Source organism: Litchfieldella xinjiangensis, assembly GCF_000759345.1.
In the GTDB taxonomy this organism is placed as follows: domain Bacteria; phylum Pseudomonadota; class Gammaproteobacteria; order Pseudomonadales; family Halomonadaceae; genus Litchfieldella_A; species Litchfieldella_A xinjiangensis.
The window spans coordinates 417,788-436,610 of sequence record NZ_JPZL01000001.1 but is presented as its reverse complement, the minus strand read 5'-3'; the positions used below and the strand labels follow the sequence as shown (position 1 = coordinate 436,610).

General features: G+C 60.7%; 19 protein-coding genes. 14 read left to right on the top strand and 5 right to left on the bottom strand.

Annotation, left to right across the window (positions count from 1 at the left end):
• Nucleotides 1-101 precede the first annotated feature (101 nt).
• On the top strand, nt 102-1,091 hold the full coding sequence (locus JH15_RS02110) for a LysR family transcriptional regulator (RefSeq protein ID WP_422730544.1): 990 nt from the start codon (nt 102-104) through the stop codon (nt 1,089-1,091).
• Here the strand turns inward: JH15_RS02110 and JH15_RS02105 are convergent.
• From JH15_RS02105 to JH15_RS02095, 3 genes are all read right to left on the bottom strand, one after another.
• The gene (locus tag JH15_RS02105; protein ID WP_043526526.1) at nt 1,054-1,899 is read right to left on the bottom strand and encodes an ABC transporter substrate-binding protein; all 846 of its coding nucleotides are present in this window, start codon (nt 1,897-1,899) and stop codon (nt 1,054-1,056) included. The two genes, JH15_RS02110 and JH15_RS02105, sit on opposite strands and share 38 nt — an antisense overlap.
• A gap of 77 nt (nt 1,900-1,976) precedes the next feature.
• Nucleotides 1,977-2,702, bottom strand: coding sequence for an ATP-binding cassette domain-containing protein (locus tag JH15_RS02100; RefSeq protein ID WP_043528648.1), 726 nt, complete (start codon nt 2,700-2,702; stop codon nt 1,977-1,979).
• Between the two features lie 5 nt (nt 2,703-2,707).
• Nucleotides 2,708-3,415, bottom strand: coding sequence for an ABC transporter permease (locus tag JH15_RS02095; protein WP_043526523.1), 708 nt, complete (start codon nt 3,413-3,415; stop codon nt 2,708-2,710).
• 93 nt (nt 3,416-3,508) lie between these two features.
• Between JH15_RS02095 and JH15_RS02090 the strand changes: the two genes are divergently transcribed.
• The 13 genes from JH15_RS02090 to JH15_RS02030 all read left to right on the top strand — a co-directional run bounded on the left by JH15_RS02090 (nt 3,509) and on the right by JH15_RS02030 (nt 15,793).
• On the top strand, nt 3,509-4,393 hold the full coding sequence (locus tag JH15_RS02090; RefSeq protein WP_043526520.1) for a helix-turn-helix transcriptional regulator: 885 nt from the start codon (nt 3,509-3,511) through the stop codon (nt 4,391-4,393).
• A 137-nt stretch (nt 4,394-4,530) separates the two neighbouring features.
• On the top strand, nt 4,531-5,049 hold the full coding sequence (locus tag JH15_RS02085) for an ankyrin repeat domain-containing protein (protein ID WP_043526518.1): 519 nt from the start codon (nt 4,531-4,533) through the stop codon (nt 5,047-5,049).
• A 228-nt stretch (nt 5,050-5,277) separates the two neighbouring features.
• A complete protein-coding gene (locus tag JH15_RS02080; protein WP_043526516.1) occupies nt 5,278-5,508 on the top strand; it encodes a hypothetical protein in 231 nt (76 codons plus the stop codon).
• Nucleotides 5,509-5,589: 81 nt separating this feature from the next.
• Nucleotides 5,590-6,381, top strand: a complete 792-nt coding sequence (locus tag JH15_RS02075; protein WP_043526513.1) for an AraC family transcriptional regulator — start codon at nt 5,590-5,592, stop codon at nt 6,379-6,381.
• A gap of 168 nt (nt 6,382-6,549) precedes the next feature.
• Nucleotides 6,550-7,626, top strand: a complete 1,077-nt coding sequence (gene dctP, locus JH15_RS02070) for a TRAP transporter substrate-binding protein DctP (protein ID WP_052383854.1) — start codon at nt 6,550-6,552, stop codon at nt 7,624-7,626.
• A gap of 5 nt (nt 7,627-7,631) precedes the next feature.
• On the top strand, nt 7,632-8,177 hold the full coding sequence (locus JH15_RS02065) for a TRAP transporter small permease (protein ID WP_043526511.1): 546 nt from the start codon (nt 7,632-7,634) through the stop codon (nt 8,175-8,177).
• Nucleotides 8,174-9,451, top strand: coding sequence for a TRAP transporter large permease (locus tag JH15_RS02060; RefSeq protein WP_043526508.1), 1,278 nt, complete (start codon nt 8,174-8,176; stop codon nt 9,449-9,451). Before JH15_RS02065 ends, JH15_RS02060 begins: the two co-directional genes overlap by 4 nt.
• A 93-nt stretch (nt 9,452-9,544) precedes the next feature.
• A complete protein-coding gene (locus JH15_RS02055; protein WP_052383853.1) occupies nt 9,545-10,618 on the top strand; it encodes a histone deacetylase family protein in 1,074 nt (357 codons plus the stop codon).
• A 9-nt stretch (nt 10,619-10,627) separates the two neighbouring features.
• On the top strand, nt 10,628-10,984 hold the full coding sequence (locus JH15_RS02050) for a RidA family protein (protein WP_043526505.1): 357 nt from the start codon (nt 10,628-10,630) through the stop codon (nt 10,982-10,984).
• Between the two features lies 1 nt (nt 10,985).
• Nucleotides 10,986-11,936: a bifunctional Delta(1)-pyrroline-2-carboxylate/Delta(1)-piperideine-2-carboxylate reductase gene (gene lhpI, locus JH15_RS02045; protein ID WP_422730543.1), complete on the top strand. Its 951-nt coding sequence runs from the start codon at nt 10,986-10,988 to the stop codon at nt 11,934-11,936.
• Nucleotides 11,937-11,947: 11 nt separating this feature from the next.
• Complete coding sequence (locus JH15_RS02040) at nt 11,948-13,069, top strand: class II histone deacetylase (RefSeq protein WP_156105264.1); 1,122 nt, start codon at nt 11,948-11,950, stop codon at nt 13,067-13,069.
• Entirely contained in the window at nt 13,066-14,016 is a 951-nt protein-coding gene (locus JH15_RS02035; protein ID WP_043526503.1) for a branched-chain amino acid transaminase, read from the top strand. Before JH15_RS02040 ends, JH15_RS02035 begins: the two co-directional genes overlap by 4 nt.
• Nucleotides 14,017-14,434: 418 nt before the next feature.
• Entirely contained in the window at nt 14,435-15,793 is a 1,359-nt protein-coding gene (locus JH15_RS02030; protein WP_043526500.1) for a Na+/H+ antiporter family protein, read from the top strand.
• 49 nt (nt 15,794-15,842) lie between these two features.
• On the opposite strand, the gene JH15_RS02025 is transcribed toward JH15_RS02030, so the two are convergent.
• A complete protein-coding gene (locus tag JH15_RS02025; protein ID WP_043526497.1) occupies nt 15,843-16,565 on the bottom strand; it encodes an RNA methyltransferase in 723 nt (240 codons plus the stop codon).
• Between the two features lie 54 nt (nt 16,566-16,619).
• A complete protein-coding gene (locus tag JH15_RS02020; protein ID WP_043526494.1) occupies nt 16,620-18,590 on the bottom strand; it encodes an acyltransferase family protein in 1,971 nt (656 codons plus the stop codon).
• Between the last annotated feature and the right edge of the window lie 233 nt (nt 18,591-18,823).

Genomic DNA, 18,823 nt, shown 5'->3' with positions numbered 1-18,823 from the left:
GGAATCAGGGCCGTGGGCTGGGAACGGCAGCGATTGTGCTGACACAGCGGTATTGATTCCAATAACATGTTGGCGAAGCAGTTATAGATAATGGTCTATGCATGGCTGAATTGAACGTGCGTCATCTCACGTTTCGCCTGTTGCAGGTCTACGTGACGGTGGTACGAAGTGGCTCGGTGAGTGAAGCGGCCCGCCAACTACACCTCACCCAGCCGACGGTGTCCCAACAGTTGAAACGCTTGGGCGAAGCGGTGGGGGAGCCGCTGCTCGAAAACCAGCGGGGACGTCTCGTGCCCACTGAAGCGGGCCGCGAGCTGTACCGAGCCAGTCGTGAAGTGCTGGGACGGTTCGAGGATTTCGACGAATACCTCACTGCCCTGCGTGGCGGTGAGCGCGGGCGCTTCAGCATTGCCCTGGTCAATACTGCCCAATACGTTCTTCCCCGTTTGCTGGGGCCGTATAGTCAGGCGCATCCCGAGGTCGAAGTCACCGTGCACTTCGGCAATCGGCGGCAGATGCTGACGCGCTTCGAGCGCCAGGAAGACGATCTTTATGTGTTCAGCCATCCGCCGCCGCTGACCCACGCCATGGCGGGGCGTTTTCTGCGCAACCCGTTGGTGGTGGTGGCACCTGTGGGGCATGCATTGGCCGGGCGTGAGCGTATCGCCATGAGCGAATTGCTTCACGAGCGATTTCTGTTGCGAGAGCCCGGCTCGGCCACACGCATGCTGTTCGACAATTGGCTGCATGAGCAGGGACGGGTACTTGGCCCGACCTTGCAGATGGCTAGTAACGAGGCGATTCGTATCGGCGTGGCATCGGGCATGGGCCTGGCAGTGCTCTCGGAGCATGTTTTGCCGCCTGAGCATCCCGATCTGGTGATCCTGCCTGTGGAGGGCCTACCCCTGGAAAGCCATTGGCAGTTCATCGTGCGCCGGGACCGACGCTTGCCCCATGCGGCCCAGGGCTTTCTGCGCTTTGCTTCTGAGCATCTGGATAAGTGTGTCGAGACTCGTTTTCTGTGCAACGAGCTCGACACCTTGTTGGAGGGACTCAGTCGGCATTGGGAAAGAACAGCTGCTGGCCCTTGAGCTCGTAATCGGCGATGGCCTGCTGGCCTTCCTCGGAAAGCAGCCATTCGTGCCACTGTTCGGCCAGGTCGTGCTTGAGGTGCGGGTGGCGCTCCTCGCTGAGCAACAGGCTGCCGTACTGGTTGAACAGCGCTTCGTCGCCAGCGTACAGCAGTTCGAGATCCTGGCGGTTGTCGAAGGCGATCCAAGTGGCGCGATCGGCAAAGACGTAGGCATTCATCCCGGCTGCGGTATTCAGAGTAGGGCCCATGCCACTGCCGAGCTCACGATACCAACTCACCGAGGCCTCGACACCTGCCTCCTGCCACTGACGCTGCTCGGCCCGGTGAGTCCCGCTGTCATCACCGCGTGAGGCAAACGGCGCTTCGGCTTCGGCAATGCGGCTGAACGCCTCCTGTGCCGAGCCGGCGTCACGGATACCGGCCGGGTCGTCAGCCGGGCCGATCAGCACGAAGTCGTTGTACATCACGTCGCGGCGTTCGCTGGCATATCCCTCGGCCACGAACGTTTCTTCCCCGGCCGTATCGTGCACCAACAGGCTGTCGGCATCGCCGCGGCGGCCAAGTTCGAAGGCCTGCCCCGTACCGACCGCGACCACACGTACCTCGATACCGCTAGATTCCTTGAACTTGGGAAGGAGGGCATCGAACAGGCCCGACTGTTCGGTAGAGGTGGTCGAGGCCAGGATGATGAAGCGCTCGTTCTGGCTGTCCTGGCTTGAGCTCTGGTCTTGGGCTGAATCCTGGGCAAGCGCGGACCCGGCGAGGGTCAGGAGCAGTCCGGTCCCAGCAAACAGGTGGCGTAGCATTGGCGTGTCTCTCTTCGGTTGATGGTCTGTTGGGTTATTGCATGCCTGCTTGGGGCTCTGGCAGCGCTGGGCCATTGCTACCAGATCAGTTCCCCTTGGATGAAAGCCTGGGCCTGGCGGGTGTCCGGGCTGGCAAAGAAACGTTCGGCCGGGGTGTGCTCGATCAATTGACCGCCAGACAGGAACACCACGTTATCGGCGAGCCGCCGGGCCTGGTGCAGGTCATGGCTGGTCATCACGATGCGAATACCCTGATGATTGAATTCGTTGACCGCGTCCTCGACTGCCTTGATGGCCGCCGGATCGAGGGCCGACGTGGGTTCGTCGAGAAATAGCACCTGGGGCTCGAGCAGCCAGGCTCGGGCCAGGGCCAGGCGCTGCTGTTCGCCACCGGAGAGGACCCGGGCCGGGCGCTGCGCGATGGTCGTCAGGCCAAAGCGTTCCAGGGCGTCCCAGGCGCGGCGCCGCCGCTGCGAGAATGGCGTGCCGATGGTCGCCAGGGCGTAGGTCAGGTTGGCCAGTGCCGAACGACGCAGCAGCACTGGACGCTGGAAGACCATCGCCTGCCGGGGCGGACGGTGCGGGGCCGGCGTCGTCCAATGCACTCGGCCCGCGGTGGGCTGGAGCAAGCCATGACACAGACGCAGCAAGAGGCTCTTGCCGGCGCCGTTGGGCCCCATGACCAGCGTTTTGCCTGGCCCCGCCAAACGCAGAGAAATTTCCCCGAGCAGGCGTTGGCCACGATGCGTGAAGCTCACCCGGTCAAGCGTGAGGGCTGGAGCGGTATGACAGGGTGTCGCCATGGTATTCATCCCAGCCTCCGACGGGCGGATTCGCCAATCAGGTACGCAGCGGCATTGACCAGCGCCACCAGCGTAAGCAGCACGATACCCAGGCCGAGTGCCAAGGCCAGGTTGCCCTTGTTGGTTTCCAGGGCAATGGCGGTGGTCATGACCCGCGTGACGCCGTCGATGTTCCCCCCCACGATGAGCACGGCCCCCACCTCGGCGCTGGCGCGACCGAAGCCAGCCAGGATGACCGTGATCAGGCCGAAGCGGGCATCCCATAGCAGGGTGGGAATGGCCCGCAGCCGACCGTGGCCGAAGGAGGTCAGTTGTTCCCCGTATTCGGCCCAGAGCGCTTCGATCTGCTGACGTGTCAGGGCGGCGATGATCGGTAATACGAGGACGACCTGGGCAATGACCATGGCGGCAGGGGTGAACAGGAGCCCCAGCTCGCCAAAAGGCCCGGCCCGGGATAGCAGCAGATAGACGGTGAGCCCCGCCACCACCGGGGGCAAGCCCATCAGCGCATTGAGGGCCACCACGATCAGGCCGCGGCCGGGAAAGTGCCACAGGGCCAGGGCCGCGCCAAGCGGCAGGGCGATCAGGCTGGCAACGACCACGGCCGTCAGGGAAATACGTAACGACAGCACCACGATGTCTCGGAGTGCCGGGTCCAGGTCGATGACCAGCGTCAGGGCATTGGCTAGCGCGTTCTCTATCAAGGCAGGCATCGCCACGTTGTTGTTCGTTCCTGCATCCTCTGTGTTAACTGGACGTAACGCACGCTATGCTGAAATCAATGCAGCCAAACGACACTAAACGACATGAGCCTTGCCCAATACCTCACCACGGCCGAGGTCGCCGAGTATTTACGCCTCAAGGAGCGCAAGATTTACGACCTGGTGCGTCAAGGGCAGATCCCCTGTACCCGGGTCACCGGGAAGTTGCTGTTTCCCCGCCAGAGCATCGATCTATGGCTCATGAATCATCTGGAAGGCGATCAGCGATCGCGGCGGACGGTGCCGGAGGTGCTGGCTGGCAGCCAGGACCCGCTGCTCGAGTGGGCGCTGCGCGAGAGCGATAGCGGCCTGGCGACCCTGTGCCGTGGCAGCGGCGATGGGGTGCGCCGATTGCTCGAGGGCACGGCGATGCTGGTCGGCGTCCATGTGATCGACCCGGAAACAGGGCGCTACAACGAACCGCCGCACCTGGGGCTTGGCGGCATGCGCGATCTGGTGATGATTCGCTGGGCGCTGCGCCGGCAAGGTTTGATGGTGTCGCCCGGCAACCCCAAGCAGGTCGCGACGCTACGCGATTTGGGACGCAAGGGGCTGCTTGTCGCTCATCGCCAGGCCGGGGCCGGTGCCGAGCGGCTGCTGACGTACCTCTTACGTCGTGCCTCGGTCCCGCTTGAAACGCTCAAGCTGTCTCCGCATCCCGCATTGAGTGAGGACGACCTCGCGCTTTCGATCCGCCATGGCGAGGCGGATGTCGGGCTGGGGGTCGAAGCGGCGGCTCGACGCCAGGGGTTGGATTTCATTCCGCTTCATCAGGAGGCGTTCGATCTTGCCATGCGACGCCACAGCTATTTCGAGCCTGCCGTGCAACGCCTGATCGCGTTCCTGGGGGCGCCTCGCTTTCAGGAGCGGGCTGCAGCGATGGGCGGCTATGACCTGAGCCCATGCGGGCAGGTCGTGTATAACGCATGAGCCTGCCACGTGCGAAAGGCACCGCTGCGCAGCGCCGTTGTTTTTAGCTATCGAAGCGATTGCGCTGTCGGGGTTGTCCGCGCCGTCGTACATGGGATGATGCTCTATAGCATCGACTATTCGTACAAGGAGGTTATATGTCCGACGCCGCCAATCCCAAGCCCCCCGAGATGGATGAAGAAACGCTGGCGTTTGCCCAGAAGGTGCTGGACCTGGCCCGGCAGGGCGAGGCCGAGGAACTGGAAACCCTGCTGGCGCAGGGCCTGCCACCCAACCTCCTGACCCATAAGGGCGAGAGCCTGCTGATGCTGGCCAGCTATCATGGCCATCTCGAGGCCTCGCGTGCGCTGCTCAAGCATGGGGCCGACCCCGCGATCCGCAACGACAATGGCCAGACGCCCATTGCCGGGGCGGCCTACAAGGGCAACACCGCCATGATCGAGCTGTTGCTGGAGCACGGTGCGGATGTGGAAGGCGTCTCGCCGGATGGCAAGACGGCGCTGATGTTCGCGGCCATGTTCGACCGCGTCGAGGTCATCGAATTGCTGCTGCGCCATGGCGCCGACCCGGACGCCAGGAACGCCAGCGGCATGACGGCCCAGGCGCTGGCCACGGCGATGGGCGCAGAAAATGCGGCGGCTCGCCTGGCCTGGTAAGACGCGTCCAGCGATCTCGCTTCTCTCGTCATAATGACGCCCGGTGGCCTCGACTGACGTTGCGCATTTGTTGCGTATTGTTAGCCGAGCGATGGTGTAGTATGTTTGGAAACGCTGTTCGAGTTGCCCGCCGCTGCCAGGCCATGAGGCTTGACGCTACGCAGCCAAGAGAGGCAACGATGTGAGTCGCAGGGACCCGTATACAATCGTGTCCCGTGAGGTAGTCGAATGAAACGTTACAACGCTTTGCTCATCATCGCCGGGTTGGCTTCCGTCATGCTGATCTCCGGTTGCAGTTATCAACCTGCCCGAATCAAGTCGGAGCCGTTGTTCGAAATCGGCGACGATCATGGCCACCGTCATCATGATAAGCGTCACTACGACGGACATTACGATGATCGTCGGGATCGTCGTGGCAGCTTCTGTCCTCCCGGCCAGGCCAAGAAGGGGCGCTGCTGACACGACAACGCTTCCCATTGGCATGATCGCCCGGCTGGCGTAAGGTAAACAGTTCCGATGACACTGGAACCTCCTTGCGCCATGTCATTCTTTCAGCTTCGTACCTGTACATTGACGCCACAGTTCGTCTCGCATGAGCACAGTTTTCACCAGTTGATACTGGCGACGTCGGGATGCACTGAGCTCAGTATCGAAGGGCGGGGCGAGCGTATTACCCGTGAGCGCGGCTGTATCATTCCCACGGCCTACCACCACGATTACCAGGGCGATGGCAATAACCAGACCCTGGTGCTCGATGTACCCCTGGCCAACCTGACCGCATTGACCTGTGCCGGTGAAATCGAGCGCTTGTTCGAGCGTCCGCGTTTCTTCTCCGTTCCCCGACAGCTTCAGGATCTGGCCGAGTCGATGGCGACCCAGGTCGAGCATTATCCCGCACTGCAAAGCGAGATTGCCGCCTTGATCCTGCGGGCTATCTATCAGGGCCTGCACGATGCCCGCCTGCCGGAGGCCATGCCCGAGTTTCGCTCTCGCGAACGTCTGGACCTGGCACGTATCGACGCCTATATCGACACCCATCTCGCCGATACGATCCGGGTCGAGCGCCTGGCCGAACTCTGCGCCATGAGTGTCGGTCACTTCCATGCCTGTTTTCGCGATGCCACCGGCCTGACGCCGTCGAGCCATGTACAGCTTCGCCGGCTCGACCATGCCCGTGCATTGGTCCGCACGTCCGAGCTTCCGCTGGGTCAGATTGCGCTGATGGTCGGCTTCCGCGACCAGGGCAGCTTCACCCGCGCCTATCGGCGGCGCTTCGATGTGCCGCCCCTGGCCGATCGGCGGGGCCTGAACGTCAGTCCCAGCCTTGTCTGAAGCCCGATCCTGCCTGGAGCCTGCTACTGCCGGCTTCCTCCTCATCTGCTTAGCCTGGGGCAAATAGTGCTCAGTTTCGGGCAAGCGGCTCGCCTCTTCCTGCCCTAGGCTCTAGGTTGCGGTCGATAATTATCATCGCCACCCCATAACAACAGTAAGGAAGGGATCATGAGCATTCACGCGTTCCTGCCACGCACGATGGCCCTGGCGGCCATTCCCTTGGCCTTGGCAGCCTCACATGCGCAGGCGCAGTCCTACGAGATGGTGATTGCCACGCAGTTGCCCGAGGACATGAGCAATAACGCCATTTATCCGGCACTGGTGCATTTCAAGAATCTGGTCGAAACACGTACCGAGGGCGACCTCACCGTGACGATCTTTGGCGGCGGTCAGCTTGGTTCGGAAGTCGAGAATGGCTCCGAAGTCCAGGGCGGGCGCACCCTGCAATCGACCATCATGTCGACGGGGGCCATGTCATCGTTCTATGACGACTATCAGTTGGTCACCGCACCGTTCCTGTTCAACAACTGGCGGCAGGCCTGGAGCTTCTTCGACGGCGAATGGTTCGCCGATTTCATGTCGGGCACCGTCGAAGAGGCCGACATGCGCTACCTGGGCACCTTCGACGATGGCGGCGGTTTCGTGGCCTTCACCAACAACGAGCGCCTGATTCGCACTGTCGAAGACCTGGAAGGCCTGAATATCCGGACCGAGGAAAACCCCGCCCATGTCGCCATCATGCGCGCGTTGGGGGCGTCGGCCACGCCGCTGCCCTGGGGCGAGTTGATCACGGCACTGGAAACCGGGCTGGCCGATGGCCAATTCAACGCGCCGGTGCTCAATACCACCTTCAACTTCGATGAAGTCACCGATTACACCACCCTGACCGGGCACGTCTACAACAGTGCGCCCTGGGTCGTCAGTGAGTCCTGGTATCAGGAGCTGCCCGAGGACCACAAGCGTGCCATCGTCACGTCGGCCCGCGAAGCGGTCGCCATGAGCCATGGCATGTCCGGTGCCCTGGCCACGGCCAGTTGGGAAGAGTCCTGCGAGCGCTTCGAAGAGTGCTACCTGATGCCCGAGGACGAGCGCAATCGCATGGCCGAGATCGCACGTCCCGCTTGGCAGGAGTGGATCGTCGACGACTTCGGCATGGACGAAGCGCGTGTCGATGAGATGCTCTCGGAAGTCGCTCGTGTGGGGGATGAACTCGCCGAGACGGATTACCAGCGTTACGGCGAGTAGCGCAGATGGCACTGCTCGCGCGCCTACGCCGTGTCAGTGATGCCGTGAATCAGGGGGCCATCGTCGTTTCGGTGGCCTGCGTTCTGATCATGCTCGGCATCTCGTTCACGGCCTTCGTCTACAAGCTGGCCACGGGCAATGCCCTGAGCTGGACCTATTCGCTGGCCCGGCTGTTCCTGCCCTGGATCGGCTTTCTTTCCATGACGGTCTCGCTACGCTATGGCGAGCACGTCGCCATGACGCTCCTGGTCAAGAGCCTGCCGCGCAGCCTGCTCAAGGTGGCTGCCGGGGCATGCCTGGCGATCATCGCGCTATTCGCCTTGATGCTGGTCTGGTACGGCTGGGGCTTTTTCATGAACGCCACCCAAATGTACATGATCTCCGACAATATTCAGCTCTCGAATCGCTACACGGCGATCGTGGTGCCGCTGAGTGGCGTCATCATTCTGCTGCACCTCGTGCATGGCTTTGCCTTGCTGGAGCACTTCATCGACGACGACGGGATGATCGACGATCTGATCGAGACGACCGATCTGGAGGAACGCGCATGACCCCGGCCATCGTGGTATTCGTTGTGGTGCTGTTGCTGGGGGCGCCGGTAGCTGTGGTCATGGCCATGTCGGGGCTGGCCGGCGGCTTCGCCCTGGGCGGCGAGCGCATGCTGGGCATCCTTGCCGACCGCATGTTCTCCGGCGTCTCGGGCTTTTTGCTCATCGCCGTGCCGTATTTCATCTTTACCGCCGAATTGATGAACCAGGGCGGCCTGACCCATAAACTGATCGCCTTTAATAATGCCCTGTTCGGTCGGGTGCGCGGTGCGCTATCCCACGTCAACGTGACGGTATCGGTGTTCTTCGCCGGGCTGACCGGTGCGGCGATCACCGATACCGTGGCCATCGGCAAGATCATGATTCCGGAAATGAAGAAACAGGGCTACGACGCGGAGTATGCCGCAGCGATCACGGCCTGCTCGTCGATCATCGGTCCGATCATTCCGCCCAGCGTGGTGATGGTGGTCTATGCGACCCTGCTGCGCGATATCTCGGTGATCGACCTGTTTGCCGGGGGCATCATCCCGGGGCTGCTCATGGCCGGGGCGTTATTGGTGACCAGCCTGGTGCTGGCCTGGCGGCGCGGTTATCCCAAGCAGGCGCCCACCCCCTTGAAAATGGCGGTGTGGTCGTTCCTTGCCGCCTTGCCGGCGCTCATCGTGCCGTTGATCATCCTCGGCGGGATACTCTCCGGCTTGACTACCATTACTGAGGCGTCGGGGTTTGCCGCGGTCTACGCAATGCTCATCGGGGTGGTGTTCTATCGCAATCTGACCCTGGCCAGGATCTGGCAGGCGCTGGTGGTCACGGTGCGTTTCTCGGGCGTGGTGTTCTTCCTGCTGGCGACCTCGGCGGTCCTCGGCTGGTTCGTGACGCGCTCGGGTATCGCCCGCGATGCGGCCTCGATCATCACCACCTTCAGCGACTCCGCGTTCGTGCAATTGATGCTGGTCTGCCTGCTGTTGATCGTGATCGGCACCGTGATGGACGTTCTCCCTGCGCTGGTGGTCGTGGCGCCGGTCATCGTGCCGGCCATGATCCAGCTCGGTTTCGATCCGCTGCACTTTGCAATCCTGATGATCGTGGTGCTGAACATTTCCAATGTCACCCCACCGGTGGGCATGACACTGATGACGGCGGCGCGCATCGCCCAGGTGCCGTACGAGCGGGCGATAGTGGCATCACTGCCGTTTTACCTGTCATTCTTGACGGTCATCGTCCTGTTGGCGGCCTTTCCCGCCTTGTCGACCTGGATTCCGTCGCTGATCCGATGACCGGACATCATTTACGTCGTTAGCAAGCGCGGCTAGTCATGGAGCCAGCTAGCCATGGACCCTAGCCCTAGAGAGTGAGGAGAGCCTTAGCCCATGAAGCTGTTCTATAGCGAGGCCCAGAGTGCCCATTCGCCTGCCACCTTCCTGCTGCGTGGCAAGCCGGCGCCTTCACCCGAACGGCCGGAGCGGGCCGACAAGCTCAGGGCTGCCCTCGATGAGCTGGCGCTGCAACTCGAAGCACCGGAAACCCTGGACAGCGATAGGCTGCGTGAACGTCTGGCGCGTATCCACACGCCGCGCTACCTGACCTTTCTCGAGACCATCCATCGCCGTTGGCGCGAGTTGCCGGGCGCCGCCGAACTGGTCGCGCCCAACATTCATCCGTGCGGGGGTGGGCACCATTATCCCGAGCATCCGGTCGGCCAGGTGGGGTGGCACATGCACGACATGGCCTGCCCGATCGATGCGGACAGTTTCACCGGGATCCTCGCCAGCGCGGCAACCGCTGAAGCGGCGGCGGATGCGGTACTCGGCGGCGAGCGGGTCGCCTATGCCCTGTGTCGCCCACCCGGCCACCACGCTGGGCCGGATCGTGCAGGGGGGTTCTGCTTCCTGAACAATTCCGCCCTGGCCGCAACGGTACTGCGTGAGCGGCACGAGCGTGTGGCCATCCTCGATGTCGACCTGCACCACGGCAACGGTACTCAGGACATCTTCTATGCCCGCGGCGATGTCTGGACAGGCTCGCTGCATGCCGACCCTGCGCATTTCTACCCGTTCTTCTGGGGTGGGGCCGACGAGTGCGGCATCGGCCAGGGGCGGGGTGCCAATGTCAACATTCCCCTGCCGTTGGGCAGCCAGGGCGATGCCTTCATGGCGGCGCTCGAGACGCTGATCGGACACCTGGACGCGTTCGATCCCGGTGCCGTCGTGGTGGCGCTCGGACTGGATGCGCACAAGGATGACCCGTTGGCCGGCCTGGCCCTCGAAACCGACGACTTCGTGCGCATCGGCGAGCGCCTGGGCCAGCTCGATACACCTGTGGTTCTGGTACAGGAGGGGGGCTATCCCACCGACAGCCTGGGCCCCAATCTCGCAGCGTTCTTTACCGGTTTTCGTCGCTCGTGTCAGACCGACACGGCAAAAGCCCTCAATACCACTGACTGAGACGTAACGATGAGCATTCAATATACCGACGCCAATGCCCGCATGAGCCAGGTCACCGTCCACAATGGCACCGTTTACCTGGCCGGCCAGGTCGCCAAGGACTCCAGCGCCGACATGCGCGGCCAGACCGAGCAGATTCTCGAACAGATCGATCGCTTGTTAGCCGAGGCGGGAACGTCCAAGGAGAACCTGCTTTCCGCCCAGATCTGGGTAACAAGCATGGCCGAGTTCGACCAGATGAATGCCGCCTGGGACGCATGGGTCGTGCCGGGTCGTCCCCCGGTTCGTGCCGCGGTGGAAGCCAACCTGGCCAAGCCCGAATGGAAGGTCGAAATCATGATCATCGCCGCACTGCCGGAGGGCTGAGATGAGCGACATTCGCATGATCGGCGCCGATCAGGTGGCAGTGTCACTGCCGTGGGCGTCGCTGGTCGATCGGCTGGGGCGGACCTTTCGCGAGGGCGTCGAGGCGCCCCCGCGTCACCATCACGCCATGCATCGCCACGATGGCGAAGCCACCATGCTGCTGATGCCGGCCTGGGAGTCGCGGGGCTACATCGGTGTAAAGATGGTCAATGTCTTCCCGCAGAACGCCGATCATGGTCTGCCGGCCATTGCCGGCGTTTATCTGCTCAGCGAGGGGGAGCACGGTCGTCCCCTGGCCTGCCTGGAAGGGAGTGAGCTGACCCGGCGTCGTACGGCGGCGGCCTCGGCGCTGGCGGCGCGCGAGCTGGCCCGCGAAGATGCCGAATCGCTATTGGTGGTAGGGACCGGCAAGCTGGCTCCGATGCTGATCGAGGCCCATGCCGCGGTACGTCCGATCAAGCGCGTGCGCATCTGGGGGCGCAATCCGGACAAGGCCGAGGAGATCGCCCAGATTTACGCCGACCGCTTCGACTGCGCGGCGGTGACCGATCTTGCCGCCGCCACCCCCGAGGCGGATATCGTGAGCTGTGCCACGCTATCCACCGAGCCGTTGATTCACGGCGAGTGGCTGGCCCCGGGCACGCATCTCGATCTGGTCGGGGCGTTTCGTCCCTCCATGCGCGAGAGCGATGCGGCCTGTCTCGAGCGTGGGGAGGTCTTCGTCGACACCTACGCCGGGGCGAAGGGCGAAGCCGGCGACGTGCTGCAGGCCGTCGACGAGGGGCGTTTCAGCCTCGATGACATTCGCGCCGAACTCGCCGAATTGATGCGGGACGAACGGCCGGGGCGCAGTAGCGCGCAAGCGATTACCGTATTCAAGTCGGTGGGTGCCTCCCTGGAAGACCTGGCGGCAGCCATTGAGGTGTGGGAGCAGCTCGAGGGGCAGCGATGACGTCACCCGGTATCCAGCGCACGGGATTCTTCTGGCACGAGCGCTGTTTCTGGCACGATCCGGGCGCGATTGGCGTTTTTTCCTCGCCCGGGGAGTACCTGCAGCCGCAACCCGCATCGGAAAGCCCAGAGAGCAAGCGGCGACTCAAGAATCTGCTCGAGGTATCGGGGCTGATCGATGCCCTTGAAGTGCGCAAGCCGCCCGCCGCCGATAATGAGGCACTGGCGCGTTTTCATACGCCCCGCTATCTGGAGGCGCTCGAGGCGGGGAGCCAGGTCGGGATTGGCGACGGCGGCGACTGCGCGCCGTTTACCGCTGGTAGCCTGGCCGCCGCGAAACAGTCGGCAGGGCTCGCCATCGCTGCCGTCGACGCGGTGGCGCGGGGGGAGTTGCGCTCGGCTTATGCATTGTGTCGCCCCCCGGGGCATCACGCCGAGGCCGATCTTGGCCGCGGTTTCTGCCTGTTGGGGAACATTCCGGTAGCGGTCATGCACGCCCGGGCCTTGGGTCTGGTTCGCCGGGTGGCGATTCTCGATTGGGACGTACATCACGGCAATGGTCAGCAGGCCGCGTTCTATGACGATCCCGACGTCTTTACGGTCTCGGTTCACCAAGCGGGTAATTACCCGCTGGAAACGGGTAACTTTGAGGAGCGCGGTGAAGGCGAGGGCAGGGGCGCCAACCTCAATCTTCCGTTACCGCCCGGCTGTGGTATTGGGGCCTATCGTTACGCCATGAGCGAATTGATATTGCCTGCCCTGGAGGCCTTCGAGCCGGATCTTATCGTAGTTGCCTGTGGCTACGATGCCTGTGCCAAGGACCCGTTAGGCAAGATGCTGTTGAACAGTGCCGCGTTCGGAGAAATGACCCGGCAGGTCAAGGCTGTGGCCGAGCGCTGCTGTGATGGACGGCTCGTCATGGTTCACGAAGGGGGGTATTCCGAGGGCTATGTCCCGTTTTGCGGTCATGCCGTCATCGCCGAGCTGGCAGGCAGCGCTATCGTGGTGCCCGATCCCCAGAATGACGAGATCGCCGCCTGGGCCTATCAGGACCTGCAACCGCATCAAAAGGCGCTGATGGATGAGTGGCATGCCTATCTTCACCGAGATTCTGATCCCGAGGAGCCCCAATGACACCGCTTTACGATCGCGATGGCTGGATATGGAACAATGGCGAGTGGCTACCGTGGCGTGACGCCACCACGCACATACTGACGCATACCCTGCATTACGGCATGGGGTGCTTCGAGGGCGTGCGTGCCTATGCCGGCCCGAACGGCACGCACCTGTTTCGGGTGGCCGAACACACCCGCAGGCTGCGAGACAGCGCGCACGCTTTGGACATGCCGCTGACCTGGTCGGCGGAGCAGTTGATCGAGGCACAGCGAGAGTGCCTGCGGCGCAATTCGCTGACCAATGCCTACCTCAAGCCGACGGTTTATTTCGGCGCCGAGAGCATGGGGTTGCGGGCCAAGGGCCTGACGACCAATGCGATGATCGCTGCCTGGGACCTGGGGGACTACATCTCGGCTGAGGCGTCGAGCCAGGGCCTGCGTGCCCTGACCTCGTCATGGGCGCGGCATCACGTCAACATCAGCCTGTGCCGTGCCAAGACCAACGGCCATTACGTCAACTCGATGCTGGCGCTCAACACGGCGATCAAGGCCGGCTTCGACGAAGCGTTGATGCTGGATCCCGAGGGGTATGTCGCCGAAGCGTCGGCCGCCAACGTGTTTTTCCTGCGAGACGGCGTCATGCATTCTCCCGAGATCACCTCCTGCCTGCAGGGAATCACACGCGACAGCGTCATTCGCCTGGCTCGCGATGTCCTGGGGTTGGAAGTGCAAGAGCGACGCATCACGCGAGACGAACTGTATACCGCCGATGAGGCGTTCCTGACAGGCACGGCGGCGGAAATACTGCCCTTGCGGGAACTCGATGGTCGACGAATCGGCTCGTCAGCGGAGCGCATTGCCGACGATTCGGTCACAGCCACACTGCAGTCGCTCTACCGGCGTGTCACGCGCGGTGACCTGGGGGACGACCTGGGGGCATTCAGTGATTGGCTCACGCCGGTATGACGTGCATCCGATCTACGTATTAACCGTTCCGCAATCGAGTCTTCATGAACAAAGACGCCACGGAGCAAGCAACTCCGTGGCGGCATGATCCCCTCCCTGGCCATCGTCCCGATGTCGCGGCCTATGACCGCTCCTTTTGGTACGTCCTGTACCCATGCTTCCTTGGCACGCTTAACGACAGTGTCCGTTGTCTAGTAAGTCATCCGTCTTGCGACGTATCTTTCGTGGCGTGGTCAGCCCCCCCGACCTCGCACGTCCTTTTTTAGCGTAGCGGTGTTACATGGCAATAGCGATGTGATGACGATTGCATGACTGGATGAGGCTAGGTAAGTACCAGGTGAATGCTCCGTCTCAGCAAGAAATCTGCTAGTATCGCCGCCTTTCGACTCTTTCTGCTGACAATTGGGCGATAAAAAGCATGAATGCGGTGATTCTAGCGGTAGTGGTAATGGTCGGCCTTTCCCTGGCCCGCGTATCGGTGGTGTTTGCATTGGTGGTGGGCGCCCTGGTCGGGGGCCTGGTGGGAGGACTCTCGCTCGAGGATACCCTGGGCGCCTTCAACGAGGGGGTCGGTGGCGGCGCCCAGGTGGCCCTGGCCTATGCGACACTCGGCGCATTCGCCGTAGCGATTTCTCGATCCGGCTTGCCGGACCTTTTGGCGCAACGCCTCATTCGCCTGCTGGGGCACGAGGCATCGGCCCAGCGCCAGGCCGTGGTGAAGTCGGTCTTGCTGGGGTCGGTGCTGTTGGTCGCCGTGTCGTCCCAGAATCTGATTCCTGTGCACATTGCCTTCATTCCGATACTGATTCCGCCGCTTCTGAAAATCATGAACCAGCTGAGCCTGGATCGGCGCGCCGTCGCCTGTGCCTTGACCTTCGGCCTGACGGCGCCCTACATGTTGCTTCCCGTCGGCTTCGGCGCCATCTTCCTCAACGACATCCTGATGGCAAACATCAACGGAGCGGGCGAAGCTCTGGGCCTGGAGATTTCTCGTGGCATGTTGCCTCTGGCCATGGGCGTTCCGGTGGGGGGCATGGCGCTTGGCCTGTTGGTGGCGCTGTTCATCAGTTACCGAAAGCCGCGCACCTACGATGCCGTGGATATTGCCACTCATCATTCGTTACAGCGTTCCGAAGCTGATACCGAGCAGGCCTCCATTCGCGGCTGGGGCTTGGCCATGTCGCTGGTGGCGATTGCCGCGGCGTTGGGTATCCAGCTTTATAGCGGATCGATGGTATTGGGGGGGCTTGTCGGGTTTGCACTGCTTTCGGTCGGCGGTATCTTCAAGTGGCGCGAAGCCGATGATCTGTTTACCAGCGGCATGCGCATGATGGCGCTGATCGGCTTCATCATGATTTCCGCCTCGGGGTTTGCCTCGGTGATGAATGCTACCGGGGAGATCGACCTCCTGGTCGAGAACGCCTTCGCCATCATCGGCGATAACCAGGGCCTTGCCGCGCTGGTCATGTTGCTGGTCGGTCTGTTCATCACGTTAGGGATCGGTTCGTCGTTCTCGACCATCCCGATCATTGCGGCAATTTTTGTGCCGTTGGCAGTTCAATTCGGCTTCTCGCCATTGGCGACCGTCGCACTGGTAGGAACGGCTGCGGCGCTGGGCGATGCCGGTTCGCCGGCTTCCGATTCGACTCTGGGACCGACCTCGGGGCTCAACGTCGACCGCCAGCACGATCATATCTGGGATAGCGTGGTGCCCACGTTCCTGCATTACAACATTCCGTTGATTGCCTTTGGCTGGTTGGCGGCCATGGTGCTCTAAGCGGTTCAAGCGCCTGCTTAGCCCGGCTGCCTCATGAGGCAGCCGATGGCTACTTGGGCGCCACTGCGCTCAGGAACCCCCGCAATAGCGACAGTTCCCGCCGAGACGGCTGAGCGCGGGCGAACAAGGCCTGCAACTGGGCTTCAGTGCGCGCGTGTGGCTGGGTCAGGAAGCCGCTCTCCTGCATGACCTGCTGAAGGTGGGCATGAAAGTGCTCGAGCTGTTCCCGTGTAGGTGGGCGACCGTTCGAAGGTGTCTGGTGCTGGAAGCTACTATCGGGACGATGACGCCAAGCACGAAACACCTCGTAGGCCAGTACTTGAACGGCTTGTGAGAGGTTAAGAATCCCATACTCGGGGTTAGCCGGAATGCTGACCTGGTGACTGCAGCAGTTGATCTCGTCGTTGGTCAGCCCAGAGCGCTCACGGCCGAAGACCAGGGCCACCGGATCGTGAGCGGCGTTATGGGTCACTTCGCGCGCCATATCTTCGGGTTCTGCATAATGCGGCAGCGGCATGCTGCGAAGGCGTGCACTGGCGCCGACCACCTGTACGCAATCGGCCACCGCATCCTTCAGGTCGCTGACGACGCGTGCCGACTCGACGACATCCTCGGCACCGGCAGCCAGCCGCGTGGCTTCGGCATCGGGAAAACAGCGGGGATTGACCAGTACGAGGTTTGTCAGACCCATGGTCTTCATGGCGCGGGCGGCCTGACCGATATTGCCGGGATGAAAGGTCTGAACGAGGACGATGCGAATATTATCGAGCATACACTAGCCGTGACGGTGAGCAGTTTGGCTCGTAGTGTACCGTAAACTCTCATTTCACATGAATTTTTCGAGATGGGGTGCGAGAACAAGCGCCGCCCCGGTATTGGATAAGTGGTCCTTGTCCAAGTAATAGGATAGTTCTTGATTTCCGATCAGGCAGAGTCCCTCAGGGCATAACGCTTCTGAGAAATCGATTGTGGTGACACCCTCGAAAAGACTGGCCTTATCATCAATGGTTTCCTTTAATCGCTGGTAGCGCCTGTCATGTACGCTTTGTTGGAGGCTGGCGTTGATCATGATGTTATCCGCCTCCTCCTTCCCAAACAAAGCTAGCCAGTTGTACACGTTTCTAGCGTCAAGTTCCTGAAACGGAGGTTGGTGGAACACATACACTTCTATGCCTTTTTCCTGGAAGAATCTCAATGTTTCCTCAAGCTGTGACGCGAATACGTTGAATGATGCGTTTCGGTCTTTCTTGATATCGTATTCCAGTCCTATATGACGAAACTGGTTGGTAATATCGCCGGTCGAGTAGTAGGTCCACCTTGAAATAAGAACCACCTTCGTGATTCCTTTGTCTACGATCTGCTGAAAGCCTTCATGATTTCTCGAGTTGCATGTCTCTCGCTTATTATCATTTCTCAATACGTAGGTGTTCAAAAGCGAGGGACAGCCTGAGATACCCGAAAATATGAGGGCGTTGTTAGTTTTCGAGAACGCATCATGAAACGGTCCCAGGAAGGACAACGCATGACTATCACCCACAATGGCCAAGTCTGGCTCGGATTGGGGATTCCCCAGGGTGCAGAAGAACCCATGCCTCCTTATATGCTTCATTGAAAAATCGAAGCACTCTTTATTGAATTCCTTGACAAAAAGATCCTTAACAATAGCAGAGGGTAAATTGATTCTGTGATCGGCCCCATTGGTTATATGGCCGTATAGGCCCGAAGCGAAAAAAGCGGAACTGGCGATTGCAGAGGTAGCGAAGATCTTGGCTCGGGATTTCATGAAGGCGAATGAGCAGGTTCTAAAGGGCTGTTCAATGTATTTCCAGCTCAGGTAGGCGAGCATGATCGAAAGACAAGACAGGCTGGCCATGGTTACCCAGGAGGGGTCCCATAGGGTGCGGATACGTGCGAAAGCGAATAACGGCTGGTGCCAGAGATAGGCGCTAAAGCTGATGACGCCGATGCCTACCAGCGCTTGAGTAGAGAGCAACCGTGCGGTGAATGTCCCCTTGCTTGCGAACAGGATGATTAGTGATGTGCCTACGACCGGCAATAACGTATAGACCGAGGGGAACGGCACCTGATCATCGTAGCCAAAAATAGAAAAGAGTAGGCATCCTAAACCTATTGCAGCTAATGTCTGGTTTCCTCTTGGCGTTTTGCGATGCAGGAGAAATGCGCAGAGGGCGCCTGCGCCCAACTCCCATGCGCGTGTAGGAAGAAGATAAAACGTTGCAGTGGCATGGTTACGCCAGCCATATTCAGCCAGTAGTAGGCTAACGCAAGAGAGGGCCAGGATAATGTGAAAGAGGGGGCGCCTCCCGATGCCCCAAAGAACTAATAACAAAAGTGGGAAAAATATATAGAACTGCTCCTCTACTGCAAGACTCCATGTATGCAATAAAGGGCTCTCTTCCGCCGCCGGCGCGAAGTAATTGCTTTTTCTCCAGAATAGGATATTAGAAGAAAATAGACTGACTGCGATCAGCGAGTCGGTAAAATCTAGGAACTGATAGGGTAGCATCCAATGCCAGGCAAAAGGGATACAGCACACCATGACGAAGAATAACGCGGGTAGTATTCTGCGTGCCCTACGTTCATAGAACTTGGCTATTGAGAACGTGCCACTCTCCAGCTCATTAATAAGTATGGTGGTGATCAGGTAGCCGCTGATCACGAAAAACACATCCACACCGACATAACCGCCGGCAAACCAGGTGAAACCAGCATGAAAAAGTATGACGGGCAAAACAGCTACTGCTCTTAGTCCGTCAATCTCGCGTCTGTACTCCATGTATTGTACTACTCCTTTAATGGCTCAAGATGAGAGTTCTAATCCATTATTTACCAATAAATTGACGGGTAGGGCTTTGCTCACTCACATTGTTTTCGAGTCTGAAGTGAGGGTGGGCTTCAGCCTTTTAATAAAGCCAGGCATTTATAAGCCAAGATAGCACTTCGTGGGAGTTGTGTGCTGATAAAACAAAAAAAACCCCGGGGTTATCCCAGGGGTCTTTATTTGCTTCT